The sequence below is a fragment of the Micromonospora lutea genome, from assembly GCF_016863535.1.
GTDB lineage: Bacteria > Actinomycetota > Actinomycetes > Mycobacteriales > Micromonosporaceae > Micromonospora > Micromonospora lutea.
Genome location: NZ_BOPB01000014.1, coordinates 65,479 through 82,276, shown reverse-complemented (window position 1 = coordinate 82,276; position 16,798 = coordinate 65,479). Strand labels below are relative to the sequence as shown.

At 71.7% G+C, this 16,798-nt stretch carries 12 protein-coding genes; 6 read left to right on the top strand and 6 right to left on the bottom strand.

The window, feature by feature from the left end; all coding sequences use genetic code 11:
- Nucleotides 1-13: 13 nt before the first annotated feature.
- From Vlu01_RS15505 to Vlu01_RS15490, 4 genes are read right to left on the bottom strand one after another with little or no spacing between them, the layout of a single operon-like run.
- Entirely contained in the window at nt 14-931 is a 918-nt protein-coding gene (locus Vlu01_RS15505; RefSeq protein WP_203999607.1) for a siderophore-interacting protein, read from the bottom strand.
- Between the two features lie 27 nt (nt 932-958).
- Nucleotides 959-3,055: an iron ABC transporter permease gene (locus Vlu01_RS15500; RefSeq protein WP_204000031.1), complete on the bottom strand. Its 2,097-nt coding sequence runs from the start codon at nt 3,053-3,055 to the stop codon at nt 959-961.
- 5 nt (nt 3,056-3,060) lie between these two features.
- Nucleotides 3,061-4,044: an ABC transporter substrate-binding protein gene (locus tag Vlu01_RS15495; protein ID WP_203999604.1), complete on the bottom strand. Its 984-nt coding sequence runs from the start codon at nt 4,042-4,044 to the stop codon at nt 3,061-3,063.
- 39 nt (nt 4,045-4,083) lie between these two features.
- Nucleotides 4,084-4,917, bottom strand: a complete 834-nt coding sequence (locus Vlu01_RS15490; protein WP_203999600.1) for an ABC transporter ATP-binding protein — start codon at nt 4,915-4,917, stop codon at nt 4,084-4,086.
- Nucleotides 4,918-5,227: 310 nt separating this feature from the next.
- On the opposite strand from Vlu01_RS15490, the gene Vlu01_RS15485 reads away from it, so the two are divergent.
- Nucleotides 5,228-6,943, top strand: a complete 1,716-nt coding sequence (locus Vlu01_RS15485) for a coiled-coil domain-containing protein (protein WP_203999597.1) — start codon at nt 5,228-5,230, stop codon at nt 6,941-6,943.
- Nucleotides 6,944-7,105: 162 nt separating this feature from the next.
- Here Vlu01_RS15485 and Vlu01_RS27590 read toward each other — a convergent pair whose 3' ends face one another.
- Entirely contained in the window at nt 7,106-7,660 is a 555-nt protein-coding gene (locus Vlu01_RS27590; protein ID WP_239095917.1) for a hypothetical protein, read from the bottom strand.
- Between the two features lie 434 nt (nt 7,661-8,094).
- Here Vlu01_RS27590 and Vlu01_RS15475 point away from each other — a divergent pair, with 434 nt between their 5' ends.
- The 4 genes from Vlu01_RS15475 to Vlu01_RS15460 all read left to right on the top strand — a co-directional run bounded on the left by Vlu01_RS15475 (nt 8,095) and on the right by Vlu01_RS15460 (nt 13,135).
- Nucleotides 8,095-9,063, top strand: a complete 969-nt coding sequence (locus tag Vlu01_RS15475) for an AraC family transcriptional regulator (protein ID WP_203999592.1) — start codon at nt 8,095-8,097, stop codon at nt 9,061-9,063.
- A gap of 84 nt (nt 9,064-9,147) precedes the next feature.
- The gene (locus tag Vlu01_RS15470; RefSeq protein ID WP_203999590.1) at nt 9,148-11,952 is read left to right on the top strand and encodes an AAA family ATPase; all 2,805 of its coding nucleotides are present in this window, start codon (nt 9,148-9,150) and stop codon (nt 11,950-11,952) included.
- A 120-nt stretch (nt 11,953-12,072) separates the two neighbouring features.
- The gene (locus Vlu01_RS15465; RefSeq protein ID WP_239095916.1) at nt 12,073-12,591 is read left to right on the top strand and encodes a P-loop NTPase family protein; all 519 of its coding nucleotides are present in this window, start codon (nt 12,073-12,075) and stop codon (nt 12,589-12,591) included.
- Between the two features lie 25 nt (nt 12,592-12,616).
- A complete protein-coding gene (locus tag Vlu01_RS15460; RefSeq protein WP_203999588.1) occupies nt 12,617-13,135 on the top strand; it encodes a hypothetical protein in 519 nt (172 codons plus the stop codon).
- A gap of 10 nt (nt 13,136-13,145) precedes the next feature.
- Here Vlu01_RS15460 and Vlu01_RS15455 read toward each other — a convergent pair whose 3' ends face one another.
- Complete coding sequence (locus tag Vlu01_RS15455) at nt 13,146-14,333, bottom strand: FUSC family protein (RefSeq protein ID WP_203999586.1); 1,188 nt, start codon at nt 14,331-14,333, stop codon at nt 13,146-13,148.
- A 322-nt stretch (nt 14,334-14,655) separates the two neighbouring features.
- Here Vlu01_RS15455 and Vlu01_RS15450 point away from each other — a divergent pair, with 322 nt between their 5' ends.
- Nucleotides 14,656-16,773 (top strand): cellulase family glycosylhydrolase, encoded by a 2,118-nt coding sequence (locus Vlu01_RS15450; RefSeq protein WP_203999584.1) that lies wholly within the window; start codon nt 14,656-14,658, stop codon nt 16,771-16,773.
- Nucleotides 16,774-16,798 lie beyond the last annotated feature (25 nt).

The window sequence follows — 16,798 nt, the reverse complement described above, 5'->3', positions numbered from 1 at the left end:
GCCGACAACGGCTTCAGGAGGGGTCGGCGCGGCCTTGACGCCAGTAGCCCATGAACGCCACCGCGCACCGGTCCAGGCCGCGTTCGGTGACCAGGTGCCGGCGAAGGGTACGGATGACACCGGCCTCTCCCGCCAGCCAGGCGTAGAGCGGTGCTGCCGGAGGCGCGTCGGGCACCTCCCAGAGGATCTCGTGGTCCACGTCCACCTCGTCGACCAACTGCGGAACCGGCGCGCTGCCATCGACCGACGCGCTGGCGAGCAGGTCGTCCGCCGCCGCGGCGACGGCGGCGACGAGCCGGCTGCCGTACCCACCGGCGCCCCGCGGCAGCCAGGTCACCTCGACACCGGGTGGGGTGATCAGCGACAGGGCGTCATCGGCCTGCGGCACCTCCAGCAGCACCCGGCCGCGCGCGTCCAGTGGTAGCCGCTCGCAGATGCCACTGATCGCCGGCACCGCCGTCTCGTCACCGGCCAGCAGCAGGCACCCGGTCGACGGGGGCCGGAACTCGACCCCGCCATGGTCACCTCCGTACGCCGAGTCCGGACCCACGATGGCGATCTCGTCGCCGGGGCGGACCCGCCGGGCCCACCGGGTCGCTGGCCCGCCGTCGCCGTGCAGCACCAGGTCGACGTCGACCTCACTCAGGTACGGCCGGACGGCGCGCACCGTGTACGTCCGGATCGGGTTGCGTTCGTGATCCGGCAGTGTCCGCCACCGCGCGTACCAGTCCGGCCCCTGTGGCAGGTGCACACCGACCTGACCCGGCAGCGGCAACGCCAGCTTGATCCGCTGGTCGTACCCGTTGTCGGCGAAGCGGTCCAGGTCCGGGCCGGTGAAGGTGACCCGGACGAAGGACGGGCTGAGCCGACGTACCGCGCGGACCTCGACGGCGAACAGCCGCCAGGGTGCGACGGGCAGGGTTTGAGTCATGGTGCCTCTCCGTGTCGGGTCGTGCGTTTACCGGGGCGGGGCGGCGGCGCGTGAACGCCACAGCAACCAGACGAAGTAAGGGGTGCCGATCATCGCGGTGACCAGCCCGGCGGGGATCTGGGCCGGGGCGATCACGGTGCGGCCGAGGGTGTCGGCGAGACTGACCAGGCCCGCGCCGAGCAGGGCGGCCACCGGGAGCACCCGGGTGTGCCGGCCACCGACGAGGGCCCGGGCCGCGTGCGGTGCGACCAGGCCGACGAAACCGATCACGCCGACGGCGGAGACCGCCGTGGAGGTCAGCAGGGCCGCCGCGCCCAGCGCGATCAGTCGGGTCCGTTCCAGACGGACGCCGAGCACCCGGGGGGTGTCGTCGTCGAGCGTCATCAGATCCAGCTCACGCCGGGCGGCCACCACCGCCGGGGTGAGCACCAGCAGGGCTATCGCCACCGGCAGCACCTGGGTCGCGGTCCGCCCGTAGGTGGAGCCGGAGAGCCAGGTGAGGGCCTTGCCGGTGTTCCACGGATCGAAGGCGACGATCATGAAGGTGATCATGGCCATGCCGCCCTGCCAGGCACCGAAACCGATCAGGACCAGCCGGTCGGAGCTCAGACCGCCACGCCAGGCCGCCCCGTACACCAGGGCGAAGACCAGCATGGCGCCGAGCCCGGCGACACCGGAGACGGCCCACACGCTGGCCAGCGGCACGAAGGTGAGCAGCGCCACCGCGCCCAGCCCGGCACCGGCGGTGATGCCGAGAATGCCGGGCTCGGCCAACGGATTACGGCAGACCGCCTGCACGGTGGTGCCGGCGACCGCCAGGGCCGCGCCGGCCAGCAAGGCCGCGGCGACGCGCGGCCACCGCTGGTCCAGCACGAAGGTGTACGCCGGTCCGGTGCTGCCGTTGAGCCAGTTGACGATGTCGCCGAGCAGCAGCCAGGTGTCCCCGGCGAGCATGCCGAGCAGCACCGCGCCGGCGGTGACCGTGGCGGCGACGGCCACCACGGTGCGGTGGAACCTCGCGGAGCGCACCGCCGCGTGACCGCCGGGCGGGCGGCGGGTGGGGCCGGCGTCGCGGTGTCGACGGGCCAGCCAGATCAGGATCCCGGCACCGAACAGGGTGGTCACCACGCCGGTGGGGATGTCCACTCCAGCCTGGCCACCCATGATCGCCCGCAGCAGCACATCGGAGCCGAGGACGATGACGACGCCGGCCATGCCGGACAGCGGCAGCAGAATCCGGTGCCGGTGGACTCCGGGTACCAGCGGGCCGAGCAGCCGGACGATCACCGGCGCGCAGAGCCCGACGAAGCCGACCGGGCCGGTAAGGGTGACCGCCGCGGCGGAGAGCAGCACGGCGAGCACGGTGACGATCAGCCGGGTACGGCGTACGTCGATGCCGAGCACGGTGGCCGTGTCGTCGCCGAGGGCGAGAATGTCGAGGCGATGGCCGAGCAGCATGAGCGCCGCGACGGCGATCACGATCACGGGCGCGAGTTGGGTGAGCGACTGCAGGTCGCTCTGCACCAGGGAACCGTTGCCCCAGGCGAACAGGCCGATGGTGGCCTGCTCGAAGAGCAGGAGCAGCAGCATGGTCACCGAGCTGAGCGCCAGGGCGGTGGCCGAGCCGGCGAGGATCAGCCGGGTGGTGCCGGCCTGGCCACCGGAGGACATCGCCATCACCAGTCCGGCGGCGGCCAGGCCACCGCAGAAGGCCAGGCCACCGGCGGGCAACGCGGGCAGCGCGATGCCGAACGCGGCGACCGCGACGATGGCCAGGTGGGCACCGGCGTTGACGGCGAGGGTGTCCGGGGAGGCGAGCGGGTTACGGGCGATCGACTGCAGTGCCGCGCCGGCGAAGCCGAGGGCGACGCCGATGGTCAGCCCGGCGAGCAACCGGGGCAGCCGGGAGGCGACGAACACCCGGGCGGTCTCGTCGTCCCCGCCGGTGAGCAGGCGGAGCAGGTCGAGCGCACCCACGGCCGAGGTGCCCTGGGTGAGGTGCACCGCCACCACGACCAGCAGCAGCACGGTGGCGACGACGAATGCCCCGACGACGCGGGGAGTCGAGGGGCGCTCGGCCGGAGCCGGCTGGACAGCCGGCTCCGGACGCGAGGGCGCGGACAGGGAAGTCACACCGCGTAGGTGTTGACGAACTGGTCGATGTACTGCTTGCCGGAGAGCGGCCCGCCGAAGGTCCAGATCCCGTCGGGCATCCGGTGCAGGTTGCCCTGCTTGACGAAGGGCAGCGACTTCCAGATGGCGTTGCTGTTCAGACCGTCGGCGAAGACGTCGACCCCGTCCGAGGCGTTGTAGAAGAAGTGCAGGTCCGGGCTGGAGAGGACGGTCATGCCCTCGACATCGGTCTGGCCCAGGCCCCATGCCGGGTCGGTCTCGCCTTTCCAGGCGTTGGTGAGGCCGAGCTGGATGCCGATCTGGGAGACCAGGGCGCCTTCGCCGAACATCCGGATGCTGACCGTGCTGCCTTCCTTCCAACCGTCGGCGATGGCGAACGGCTTGCCGGCGGCGCCGGCGTCGGCGATCTTCTTCTTGCCGTCGGCGATCGCGGCGTCGAAGTCCGCGAGCAGCTTCTCTGCCTCGGCGGTCTTGCCCACGGCGGCGGCGATCATGTTCAGGTCGGTCCGCATCCGGCCGAGATTGTCCGAGGCGTCGCTGCCCTTGGTGACGATGACCGGGACGTACTTCTCCAACTGGCTGATCACGTTGGCGCCGCGGTCGTCCTCCATGACCACGAGGTCGGGCTCCAGCGCCACGATGGCGTCGACGCTCGGCTCACCACGCGTGCCCACGTCCTTGACGCCCGGGTCGAGCTTGGCGGCGCTCACCCAGGTCGCGTACCCCTTGGGGTCGGCGACACCGACCGGCATGACGCCGAGGCTGACCAGCATCTCGACCTCGCCCCATTCGAGGCCGACCACCTTGGTCGCGGGCGCGTCGAGCTTGATCTCCTTGCCCCGGCTGTCGGTGACGGTGACCGGGCCGCTGGCAGCGGGAGTGGAGGCGGCGGGCTCGGTGGTGTTCTCGGTGGTGCCACAGGCGGCGAGCAGCACCGCGGTGGCGGCAGCCACCAGGGCGGTAACACGGGTACGGGACATGATGTTCTTTCTCGGGTGAGTGTCGTGACCGGTCTGTGCTCAGACCGGGATTCGGGCCAGGTGTCGGCCCACCGGACGGGTCGTCACCAGCCCGCTGAGCGGGTCGGTGCTGACCTCGATCCGAATGCCGTAGGTCTCGGTCAGGTCGTGCTCGGTGAAGACCTCGGCCGGGGTGCCGGTGGCGCGGACCCGCCCGCAGTGCAGCAGGACCACCTCGTCGGCGACCGCGGCGGCCTGGTTGAGGTCGTGCAGCACGACGCCGACCGCGACGCCGTGGTCGTCGGCGAGGTCCCGCATCAGATCGAGGATCCCGATCTGGTACCGCAGGTCGAGGAAGGTGGTGGGCTCGTCGAGCAACAGCACCGGGGTGTCCTGGGCCAGGCAGGTGGCCAGCCAGACCCGCTGTAGTTCGCCTCCGGAGAGTTCGTCCACCGGTCGGCCGGCCATCGCGCTGACGCCGGTGACCTCCATCGCGCGGGCGATGGCGGCCGGGCCGTCCGGGTCGTCCGCGCGCCACCGGCCCCGGTAGGGGTGGCGGCCGTAGCTGACGACGTCACGCACGGTGACGCCGTTCGGGATCGGCCGGCTCTGGGCGAGCAGCGTGACCCGGCGGGCGTACTCCTTGGCGGGCAGACCCGCGGCGGCGATACCGTCAGCGAAGAGGACACTGCCGTTGTCGAGCGGGTGCAGTCGGGCCAACGCCCGCAGCAGGGTGGACTTGCCACTGCCGTTGGGGCCGACGAGAGCGGTCACCGCACCGGGGCGCAGGGTGATCGCGGCGTCGTGCACCACAGTCGTGCCGTGGTAGCCCAGGCACAGGTCAACACCGCGTAGGCTCTGCTCGGCGTCGTTCAACGTCGGTACGCTCGACATGCGGTTAGGTTAACCTAACCTAAGTACCTGTCAAGACGCGGGGCGGTCTCACTTTTCCACCGTGCCGTCGCACACCACTCCCTTGTGACCAGGGTCTATCCCTCGCACCGCCGGCTGGCCGATTCCACCCGCGCACCACCCCGAGGAGCCCACACCCGATCGGCGGGACGTCGATGCGGAGCCACCCGCCAGGCGGGCCGAAAACCGTACCGGGGTGGGAGGACAGAGCAGCCGGAGCAGCGGTAACGTTGCGCGTCATCCGCCGCCGGCCGGCCGGCGTGGCGTTCACCGATCCGACGGAGGGTGCGGCATGTCCATCGGCGAGGAGCCGTTCGCAGTCCGCGACGACCTGGCCTCGCGGCCGAACTTCGAGGTCGCCCTGCGTGGATTCGACAAACGGCAGGTCGAGCGTTACGTCGAACAGGTCGATGGTCGGCTCGCCGCGATATCAGCGGAACGGGACCGGGCCGCGGCACACGCGCGGGAACTGACCGGAAAGCTCCAGGCGCTCCAGGGTGAGGTCGCCGAGCTGCGGCAACGACCGGCGCAAGTGGACAAGGCCACCTTCCAGGACGTGGGCCCGATGGTCGGCCAGATCCTGGACCTGGCCGAGAAGCAGGCCGCCTCGATCATCGAAACCCACACTCAGCGGGCCACGAAGCTCCAGGCGGAGGCGGAGAAGACGCTCGCCAACGCGCGGGATCGCACTGTCAAGGCGCTGGCCGACCTCGAGGAGGAGTTGGCCGGCCGGCGGGCCGAACACGAGAAGACGTACGAGGAACTGCGGGCGGCTGCTGACGCGGAGCTGGCCGAGGCCCGCGAGCGGGCCGACAAGCTGCGCGCCGATGGGGAGGCCGCGCACGAGCGTGCCCAGCAGGAGGCGCAGCGGGTCAGCGAGCAGTGCCGTCAGCAGGTCGAACAGGCCCGCTCGGCGGCAGAGGCGTTGACCAGTTCGGCGCGTACCCAGATTCACCAGGAAATCCAGGCGGCCCGGTCGAAGAGCCAGCAGGAGCTGGCGCAGTGGCGAGCCACGGTCGAGGAGGAGATGGCCGAACGGCGGGCCGCGGCCGAGGAGGACCTGGCCGAGCAGCGCGCCGCCGTCGAGCGTGAGCTGGCCGCGCAGCGGGCCGCCGCTGAGCAGCGGGTCAGCTCGATGATCGCCGACGCCCAGCAGTACTCCGCGGAGATCCGCAAGCGCGCCGACGAGCAGGCGGCCGAGGTCCGCAAGCTCAGCGACGAGCAGGCCGCGGCAGCCGACGAACAGCTGCACGCCGTCCAGTTGGAGGTCGGGGAGCAGCGTCAGGCACTGGCTCAGCTGCACGAACAGTTGGACGACGCCGAGCAGCAGCTGGACGAGGCCCGCGGCGCAAAGGACGCCACCGAGGCCGAGCTGACCCGGCTACGGCAGCTGCTGGAGGAGACCAGCCGCGAACTCGTGGCGGAGCGCCAGCGACTCGACGAGGCGCGCCGGGCGGCCGAGGCCGCCGAGCGGCACGCCAAGGAGACCCGGGCACGGGTGCAGCGCGAGGCCAAGCGGGTCGCGGATCTGGCGGCCGCGGCGGTGATGGCCGCGGCGGCCGGTGGCAGCGAGACCGCCGAGTACCCGATGGTGGCCGCCCGTGCCGGGATCACCCGGGCCGGTGGCGACCCGGCCCTGGTGGGCGGTGGCGAGGTGACCTCGACGGCGGGCGGTCAGACCGAGGAGGCGGCCACCAGCGGGGAGGGGGACGCTGACCGAGCCGGGTCGGAGACGGAGCGTACGGACGCCGCCGATCCGGCGGGCCGGGACCGCCAGACCGGGCGGCCAGGCCAGCCGGGCTCGGGCGAGACTGATGGCGCCCCGGAGCACGGCGCACGTCCCATGATGGACCCGGTGGCTCGCGCGGCGGCGGCGGTGGCAGCCGGTGGGCCGGGCGGCATCGACTGGTTCGCCGGCCAGGCGGCGAACCAGCAGCCCGACGAGGCTGACACGACGGCACCAACCCCGAACGACGCCGACCGTGCGCCGGAGCCCGCGGCGAACTGATCAGCCGTCTGCGTTGGATCCTGTTCCACCAGGCTCGCCGCTGCCCAGGCCGGGCGGCCGAGGAAGCCGGGCACGACAGTGCCCCGGCAGACCCGACCACGTCGGCATCAGGCGTGACCTGAGCCCGCCCGCCGGCCGACGGCCGGCGGCGGGCGGGTCTGCTCAGAACGGCCGGCGTGGCAGCCAGCCGAGGAAGCGGTTACGTGCCCGGGCCAGCGGCAGGCCAGGTAGGTCCCGGGTCGCGGCAAGCAGACAGGAGCCCAGGTAGACCGCGAGCGCGGCGCGGGCCCCGCCGAACTCCGCGAGCAGTTGACTCTGTTTGATCGCGCACGGCCATTCCTGCCCGCAGCCGGTGCACGTCCAGTTTGGCGGCGAGGGCAGATGCTCCGGTGGCTTGGTGGAGCGGTAACGAACGGCGGCGCTGTTGCGGCTGCCGACCCGGGCGGAGGCCCGGTGTGAGCCGCCCGGCGTCGGATGCGGTTGGGTGAACAGCTCCCGGCGTGCCAGACCGAGCGCGCCGCCCACCCGGACCAGGGCGTCCGGCCCCGGGCGATAGCCCACCAGCGCACCCAGCAGATGGTGACCCAGCAGGTCGAAGGCGTCGGGCCCGAGGGCCAGGTCGCGACAGAGCGCGATCAGTCGCGTCGGTGCCGCCACCCGCTGCGCCACCAGGGCGCAGCGGAGCACGTCCCGCAGACCGCCGCCCAGGGCGGACATGCGGGATCCCACGATGCCGTTCAGCATTCTCTCCCCGGCGATCCGCCGGAGTGCCTCAGCCGTCGCCAGTCGGACGATGTCAGTCGGATCCTTCGTGTCCAACAATTCACCCCTTCATCCGTTAGTCGATCAGCTACCCCTCGTTCGACACCCTTCGCATGATCATGGCTACGGACGGTCGTCGGCTAGCCCGGCGCGCGCACGGCGGAGCGTGCCGATTAGCCCGAAAACGAAGCTCCCCTGACTTCGGCAACGAGCGAGATCCCGCCGACGCGACGGATATGCCACGAAAAATTCATGGGAGTCCTTCCTTTGTGGATACCATCAATGGGAATCCTGGCTTCGCATGTCCTACCGCTCTCCGGATCCACAACGTCCCGTCGGGCCTCGCCCGGCGTAACGAAGCGCCCTCCGTCCAGGTCGATGGAGACGTATTGAAGACGAAGGTTCCGACCACCCACCGGTTCGACAGCTGCGACCCGGAGACGATCCACGACTTCCTGGCCGACGCCTACCGCACCGGGTTCACCGTCCGCGAGGCCGCCGACAACCGCTACCGGTTCCGACACCACCGGGTGGACGCGGGCTCGTTCTGGTTGGAGACGTTGGACCAGTCCACCCGTCTCGATATCGATGTCGGACCGCCGAGTGCCCTGGTGATCTGCGAGGTCGTCGACGGACATGTCAGCCGCTTCTGCGCCGAGGGGGACGGCCGATACGGGCCCGGTGAGATCTTCCTCGTCGCCCTTCCCGGCGTGCCCTGCTCGCTGCGCTGGCTGCCGGGCAAGGTCACCACATGTCTGCTCAACCTGTCCATCCTGGACCGAGTGACCGGCGGTGCCGCCGCCGACCCGGTGAAGGGCATCCAGTTCACCGGCATGGCTCCCGTCTCACCGGCGCTGGCCCGATTGTGGCGACACACCACCAGCTACCTCAACCATGTCGTGCTCAGCAACCCGTACGCGTACCGCGAGCCGCTGGTCATCGCCAGCGCCGCCCGGATGCTGGCCGCCTCGGCGCTGGCGGTCTTCCCCAACACCACCGCCAACTGGCCTTCCGTCACCGACCGGCGCGCCATGACCACCGCGACGCTGCGTCGGGCGACGGCGTTCATCGAGGAGTACGCCGATCGCGACATCGGTGCCGCCGACATCGCCGCCGCAGCCCAGGTCTCGCTGCGGACCCTGCAACTGGCGTTCCGCCGCCACCTCGACACCACCCCGATGGCCCACCTGCGCCGGGTCCGGCTCGACCGGGCCCACCGCGACCTGATGCAGGCCGACCCACGCCGGGAAACCGTCTCGGCGATCGCCTCACGGTGGGGGTTCCTCAGCCACAGTCGGTTCACCGCGCGCTACCACGCCACCTACGGATTTCCGCCCAGTCGCACCCTGCACGCCTGAGGACCGTCCTGACCGACCGCCGGTGGAACTGGTCCGCCGTCCGCAGGATGTCCGACGCCCCGTCACCGGTGCCAGAATTGCCCCATGCGGCGTACGCTCGTCGGCCGGGACGGGGTGTTCGACCAGGGCTGGCGCGCACTGCGCGAGCCGGGTTCGGTGCTGTTGGAGGGCCCCGCCGGCATCGGCAAGACGACGTTGCTCCGGGAACTGGTCGCCGAGGCGACGCGGGCCGGCTGGTCGGTGCTGACCTGCGCGCCGGCCGAGTGCGAGACCGAGCTGCCCTTCGCCGCCCTCGCCGACCTGCTCCGCCCACTGGCGGGCCTGGTGGTGGACCTGCCGCGCCCGCAGCGCGTCGCCGCCGAGGTGGTGCTGCTCACCCGGGACAGCGACGAGACCGTCGACGAGCGGGTGGTCGGTGCCGCCACCCGCTCGCTGCTGGAGGCGGCGCTCACCGCCGGCCGGCCGGTGCTCGTCGCCGTGGACGACTCGCCGTGGCTGGACCGACCGAGCGAACGGGCGCTGCGGTTCGCCCTACGCCGGGTCGGGCCCGAGCTGTCCACCCTGGTCAGCTGCCGCACCGACAACACGTCGACGCCGCGGGTCGCGCCGCTCGGACTCGACGCCGGTCCCGGCCAGCTGACCCGGCTGCCGTTGGCTCCGCTGGGAGTGGGTGCCCTGCACCACCTGCTGCGGGAACGGGTAGGTACCAGTTTGAGTCGATCTCTGCTGGCCCGGATCGCCCGCGAGGCCGCCGGTAACCCGTTGGTCGCCATCGAGGTGGCTCGCGCGGTACAGCGTCTACCGCAGCCACCGGAACCGGCGCAGGACCTGCCGGTCGCCTCGTCCATGCACCAGCTCCTCGGCGAGGTGCTCGCCGCGTTGCCGGCCCGCTGCCGCGACGCCGTGCGGCTGGCGGCCCTGCTCGGCGTACCTCTGCTGCGTGACCTGACCGCAGCGGGGATTTCCCCCGCCGCGTTCGACGCCGCCGAGGAGGCCGGCCTGCTCCTGGTCGGGGCGGCGCGCGTGGAGTTCACCCATCCGGTCTACGCGGCCGCGGTCCGCGCCGGCATCCCACCCGGCGTCCGGCGCGGCCTGCATCGTCGGCTGGCTGAGGTGGTCGCCGATCCGGACGAACGGGTTCGGCACCTGGCGCTGTGCACCACCACGGCGGATCCCGTGGTGGCCGATGCGCTCGCCGCGGCCGCCGCCCGACAGCACGCGCGGGGCGCGCCGGAGGCCGCCGCGAACCTGTACGAGTCGGCGGCGCGGCTCACGCCGTCCGATGATGAGGCCGGCCGTGGTCAGCGGATGCTGGCGGCGGCCCGCTGCCGGTTCGGTTGCGGGGACCATCCCGGGGCACGAGTCGCCGCCGAGGCGGTGGCCGCCGGGTTCGACGGCGAGGTACGCGCCGAGGCGTTGCTGCTGCGCGCCGTGGTCGCGTGGAGCGCCGACGAGTCGGGCGGCACCGCCGTCGAGGCGGCCGGCCGGGCGTTGGCGGCAACCCGACCGGATTCCCCTCTGGCCGGCCGGATCCACGCGCACCTGGCGCTCTTCGTCGACCTGCCGGACCCGGCGCGGGCGCACGCTGAGGCAGCCATCGCCCTGCTCACCGGTGCCGGTGGGGACCGCGCGCTGCTCGCCGCGGCGCTGCTGCACCTGTTCTACAACGAGGTACGCGCCGGCGAACCGCCCCGCGTCGAGTTGCTCGACCGGGCGCTGGAGATGGAGGGTGCGGAGCCGTCGTGGCTCGCCGGCACGATCCCGGCGATCTGGTGGAAGTCGATCGACGATCCGGCCCGGGCCCGGCGACGGCTGGGCAGGCTGCTGGACCTGGCAGCCAGTCGGTCAGACGAGCCCTCGCAGTACGAGCTACTCAAGCACCTCGGCGAGACCGAACTGCTCGCGGGGCGGTGGACGGTCGCCGAGCAGCACATCGCGGCGGCCCGGGAACTCGGCGAGTTGCTGGGTACCGAGGCGACCGCGGAGATCTGGTTGGCTGGGCTGCTCGACGCGCTGCGGGGCCGGCTCGATGTGGCACAGCGGGTGGCCGAGACGGGGCTGCGGCTCGGTGAGCGGCTCGACGACGACTGGTGTCGGCGTATCCACCTGCAACTGGGAGCGTTCGTGGCGCTCTGTGCCGGTCGCATGGCCGACGCCGCGGCCGGGTACGGCCGGCTCGCCGCGCTTGTCGACCGGGTGGGCCTGGTCGAGCCGCTGGCACAGCGCTTCGAACCCGACTGGATTGAGGGCTGCGTGGGCGCCGGTGACCTGGCGACGGCGCGCACCGCCCTGGCTCGGCTGACGGAGCGCAACCGGCGGTTCGCCCGTCCGTGGACGCTGCTGGGCCTGGCACGCAGCCGCGTCCTGCTGGACAGCGCCGGTGGCGTCGACCCGTCCGCCGCCCTGGGCGACCTCGCGGCCGCGCGTGCCGCCGTGCCGCCGGAGGTCCTCCCGCTGGAACGGGCCAGATGCCTGCTGATCGAGGGTGTGGTGCACCGCCGGTCCCGCCGTAAGCGCCCGGCCAGGGAAGCGTTGACCGCCGCTGCGGTCGAGTTCGACGCCCTGGGCGCGACGGTCTTCGCCGCTCGGGCACGGGCCGAGGCCGCCCGGCTCGGCGGACGGCCGCCCGCGTCGTCGGATCTCACCGCCACCGAGGAGCGGGTCGCCCGGCTCGCCGCGCAGGGGCGGACCAGTCGGGCCATCGCCGACGAGTTGTTCGTCAGCCCGAAGACCGTGGAGACCAATCTGTCCCGGGTCTACCGGAAGCTGGGCATCTCCCGCCGCGCGGAACTGAGTGCGGCGCTGGCCCGGGTCGGTGGACCCGACGAGCGGGTACCTCGCTTCCCGGCAGCGACGGTCGGTGCGCCAACCGGCGCGGTCAAAGGTTAGGGAAAAGCCGGATTCCTTCCCGGCGGTGCGGTCGTAGCGTCGAGACGTCACCCCGACGTACCGGCTCCGAAGTGCATCGGCCTGGCCTGTTCGAAGCCGGGAGCCAGAAGGGATCGAACCGTGCGTCGACTGATCCTGCCCACGGTGCTCGTGGCCGCGCTCGCGTTGACCGGCTGCGACAGTGGCGAACCCGCACCGCCGGAGCCCGGCCCCGCCGTGGACACTGAGGCTGACCTGGACCTGCCCGCCGACGGTGCCGGTGCGGAAGCTCCGGCCTGCCCGTTCAGCGCGACCCAGATCTCCGAGTTGGTCGGCCAGCCGATGGTCGACGACGGCAACTGCAGCTTCGGCGACGGGAAGGGAGTGGCGGTGCTTACCGTGACCACCGCCTCCCGGGTGGCCGGCGAGACGACCTACGACTACCAGCGCGAGCAGGCCGCGCAGACCTACCAGACGGTGACGGATCTCGACGACGGCGGGAAGGGCTACCTGGCGGTCAAGGACATCGGTGCCGAGGCGGTGCTGGTCGGGAACGTCGGCAGTTTCACCGTGACGCTGAGCAGCTTCGAGCGCCTCGGCGCCCAGCCAGACGGGTACGAGCAGGCGCTGCGCCGACTGCTCGACGCCCTGCCCCGATGACCACCCCGCCTTCGAGGAGACGGCCGTGAGGTACCTGAGGTTCGTCGCGACGGCCGCCGCTGTCGCCGTACTCTCCGCCTGCGGCGGCAGCGCCGACCCCGCGACCGCGCCACCACCACCGGTCGAGGTGGCGGAGCCGACGCCACCCACCCAGGAGACTGAGCCGTCGACCGAGGTGCCGCAGCTCGACGCCTGCGCGCTGGTGCCCAAGGCGGACGCCGAGAAGCTGGCGGACACTCCGCTGGAGGATCCGGTGCCGGTTCGCGACACCTGCACGTACTCCGGGCCGGCGTCGGGTCCGTTGGCCCAGGTGGAGATCTACGTCGGCGACGGGGCCAAGAAGATCCTCGACATCGACCGCGATCTCGATCACGAGTTCGAGACACTGGCGGGCGTGGGTGACGAGGCGTACCTGGAGGATGGCGCGGTCTTCGTCAACGCCGCCGGAGTCTGGGTGGCCATCCGACTGGTGCGGCTGGACGACCCGGCCAGATACCGCAAGCCACTGACCGAGTTGGCGCGGACGGTGGCCGGGCGGCTCTGACCCGCCCTGGTCACGCCGCCTGCCGCTCGGCCGGCGGCTGCCTCAACTCGTCGCGCCTCTGCTCGAAGCGTCGCCGGATCACGGCGACCGCCTCCTCGTCGTGACAGCCCAGGCTGCGCAGCAGGTCGGTGGCGACGGTGCGGATCTGGGCCACCACCACGCTGCCGGAGAAGCCGACCCCGTCGTGGTACGCCTCGGCGGCCCGGTCGACCGCTTTGAGGATCAACTGCTCGGAGCGGTCCGTGTGCTGCGCGCTCTCCACCTCGACCTGCAACAACGCGAGCGCGTCGCCGAAGTAGTGCACCGCCGACGCCAGCCCGCGCGGCATCGGCTCGCCGTCGTGCGCGGCGGTGGCCGCCCGGCGCACCATCTCCTGGCCGGCCCTGATAGCCGGGTCGAGATAGCGGATACCACGGCGGTAGTGCTCGAACTCGCGTCGCCGGTGCCAGCGGGCCGGTGAGATCGCCACCGCCTCCTGCGCGCCGGAGGCCGCGTCGTTGAGCAGCGCGAGTTGCGGACCGAGATCGTTCAGTCTGTCCCGGGCCCGGGCCACCGCCGCAGCGTCGCCGTCTGCCATTCCGTCCGCGGCGGCGTGCAGATGCTCGATCAGGGCGGCGAAGAGCGGACGGGCGGCCCGCTGGATGATGCGCGACGGGTTGGCCGGCAGCACGGCCACCACCACCACGGCGGAGATCGCGCCGATGACCGCGTCGATGATCCGCGGCAGCTCCAGTCCACGCTGAATCGGCGCGAGGGTGGCGATCAGCACCGCCGTACCCCCGGCCTGGGTGACGACCTGCCCACCCCGGCTCATGGTGAGCGCGAGCAGGATGGCAAGCGTGACCACGGTGGCGATCTGCCACGGACCGGTGCCGATCACCATGATCAGGGCGTCGCCCACCAAAAGCCCGGCGAGCACACCGACCAGCAGTTCCAGGGTGCGTCGGGTCCGCCGGCCGATCGCCGCGGCGATCGTGCCGACAGCGGCGCTGGGGGCGAAGACCGGTGACGCATGGCCCAGCAGTTCGTGCGCCAACGTCCAGGCGACCGCTGCGGCCACCCCGGCCTGCACGGCGAGGATCGCGTAAAGCTCCAGGCTCCGGCGTCGCTCCCGCCAGCCGATCCGCCGGCTGAAGCGTTGGACGACCGAGGCGAACCGGCTCTTGGCCCCCCCGAGGGCATGACTCGCCTGACCCACGTCGACCTTCCCCGCCGCCACGCCGCCGACTACCCCACCGAGGCGTGCTCATTCACCGCCCGGGGTGCCGGAGTCCCGGCGGCGGCGAGCGGGCCGCCGCCGATCCGCTCGATCCCACGTTTCCCACCGCCGCCGGTACGCCGGGTCAGCCACCTCTCTGCGAGACCACCCGCGCCACCTGGACAGAGACCATTCATATAGCGCCACGTCGATTGACAAAGTTGATGATCCCAACTTAAGGTGCGAGCCGGCCGGATGTTTCCGGTGGCCCGGCGACGCCCGGCCGGCCACCCGTCGACACCATCACCATGCGAGGAGCGTCATGGCTGGGCTGAAGGGCACACTACGCAGGACACGTTGGCGATTCGGCCTGGTCGCCAGCAGCATCGCCGCGCTACTGGCCGGGGCCGGTCTGATCAACGCCGGCACCGCTCACGCGGCGGCCGGCTGTCGGGTGACGTACTCCGCTGCCAGCCAGTGGCCGGGCGGGTTCACCGCCAACGTCGACCTGACCAACCTCGGCGACCCGCTCAACGGCTGGCGACTGACCTGGACGTTCCCCTCGGGGCAGCGGGTCACCCAGGCCTGGAACGCCACGGTCACCTCGTCCGGCAACGACGTCACCGCCAGCAACGTCGGTTACAACGCCGCGCTGGGCACCAACCAGACCGCGTCGTTCGGCTTCAACGGCTCCTGGTCCGGCAGCAACACCGCGCCGACCACGTTCGCGCTCAACGGCGTCACCTGCACCGGCAGCGTCGGCACCACCCCGCCGCCGGCCACCACCCCACCACCGCCGAGCACCCCGCCGCCCAGCACCCCGCCACCGACCACCCCGCCGCCGGCCGGTGACCCGATGGCGTACGTGGCGGCGATGCAGCCCGGGTGGAACCTCGGCAACACCTTCGACGCGGTCGGTGCCGACGAGACCGCGTGGGGCAATCCGCGCGTCACCGAAGCGCAGCTGGACGCCATCCGCGCCCAGGGCTTCAACAGCATCCGCATCCCGGTGACCTGGAGCAACCACCACGGACCCGCACCGTCGTACACCATCGACGCGGCGTGGCTGAACCGCGTCAAGGAGGTCGTCGGTTGGGCTCTGAACGACGGCTTCTACGTGATGATCAACCTGCATCACGACTCGTGGCAGTGGATCCACGAGATGCCGACGAACCGGACCACGGTGCTCAACCGCTACAACGCGCTCTGGACCCAGATCGCCGCCGCGTTCCGGGACCACTCACCGAAGCTGCACTTCGAGAGCGTCAACGAGCCGCAGTTCGCCAACAGCTCCGGCGACGCCCAGAACGCGCAGCTGCTCCACGAGTTGAACGTCAACTTCCACCGGATCGTGCGCGCCTCCGGCGGCAACAACGCCACCCGGATGCTGGTCCTGCCGACCCTGCACACCTCCTCCGACCAGGCCCGGATCAACGAGCTGAGCACGACGATCAACCAACTGAACGACCGCAACCTGATCGCCACCGTGCACTTCTACGGGTACTGGCCGTTCAGCGTGAACGTCGCCGGCGGCACCCGCTTCGACGCCACCACCCAGCAGGATCTGACCGACGCGTTCGACCGGGTCCACAACGCCTTCGTCACCCGCAACATCCCGGTCGTCATCGGTGAGTACGGGCTGCTCGGCTTCGACCGGCACACCGGCACCATCCAGCAGGGCGAGAAGCTGAAGTTCTTCGAGTTCCTCGGCCACTACGCGCGGACCAAGCGGATCACCACCCAGCTCTGGGACAACGGCCAGCACTTCGACCGGGTCGCCTTCCAGTGGAAGGATCCGGAGCTGTGGGCCCAGATCAGGTCGAGCTGGACGACCCGTTCCGGCACCGCGTCGTCCGACCAGGTGTACGTGCCACGTACCGGCTCGATCACCGCCAAGTCGCTGACCCTGAACCTGAACGGCACCACCTTCTCCGGGTTGCGCCAGGGCAGCACCAACCTGACCCAGGGCACCGACTACACGATCTCCGGCAACCAGCTCACCATCACCGCGAGCGCGCTGACCCGACTGGTCGGCAACCGGGCGTACGGGGTCAACGCCAGCCTCCAGGCCCGCTTCTCGGCCGGCGTGCCCTGGCGGATCGATGTGATCACCTACGACACCCCGGTCCTGTCCAACGCCACCGGGTCGACCGGCGCCTTCGCCATCCCGACCCAGTTCCGGGGTGACCAGCTCGCCACCATGGAGGCGAGGTACGCCGACGGCAGCAACGCCGGACCACACGACTGGACGTCGTACAAGGAGTTCGACGTGGCCTTCGCCCCCGACTACCCGGGTAACCGGATCACCTTGACCGACACCTTCTTCGGTGAGGTACGCGACGGCGCAGCGGTCACCCTCACCTTCCACTTCTGGAGCGGCGCGCAGGTGACCTACCGCGTCACCCGGTCCGGCAGCACCGTCACCGGGGTCACCGGCTGACCCGCCCGCGCCACCGGCCGCCTCC

Excerpts from the sequence above, each read along its gene's own strand:
- Vlu01_RS15505 (WP_203999607.1), bottom strand. The coding sequence starts at position 931 with ATGACTCAAACCCTGCCCGTCGCACCCTGGCGGCTGTTCGCCGTCGAG.
- Vlu01_RS15495 (WP_203999604.1), bottom strand. The coding sequence starts at position 4,044 with ATGTCCCGTACCCGTGTTACCGCCCTGGTGGCTGCCGCCACCGCGGTG.
- Vlu01_RS15490 (WP_203999600.1), bottom strand. The coding sequence starts at position 4,917 with ATGTCGAGCGTACCGACGTTGAACGACGCCGAGCAGAGCCTACGCGGT.
- Vlu01_RS15485 (WP_203999597.1), top strand. The coding sequence starts at position 5,228 with ATGTCCATCGGCGAGGAGCCGTTCGCAGTCCGCGACGACCTGGCCTCG.
- Vlu01_RS27590 (WP_239095917.1), bottom strand. The coding sequence starts at position 7,660 with ATGTCCGCCCTGGGCGGCGGTCTGCGGGACGTGCTCCGCTGCGCCCTG.
- Vlu01_RS15470 (WP_203999590.1), top strand. The coding sequence starts at position 9,148 with ATGCGGCGTACGCTCGTCGGCCGGGACGGGGTGTTCGACCAGGGCTGG.
- Vlu01_RS15450 (WP_203999584.1), top strand. The coding sequence starts at position 14,656 with ATGGCTGGGCTGAAGGGCACACTACGCAGGACACGTTGGCGATTCGGC.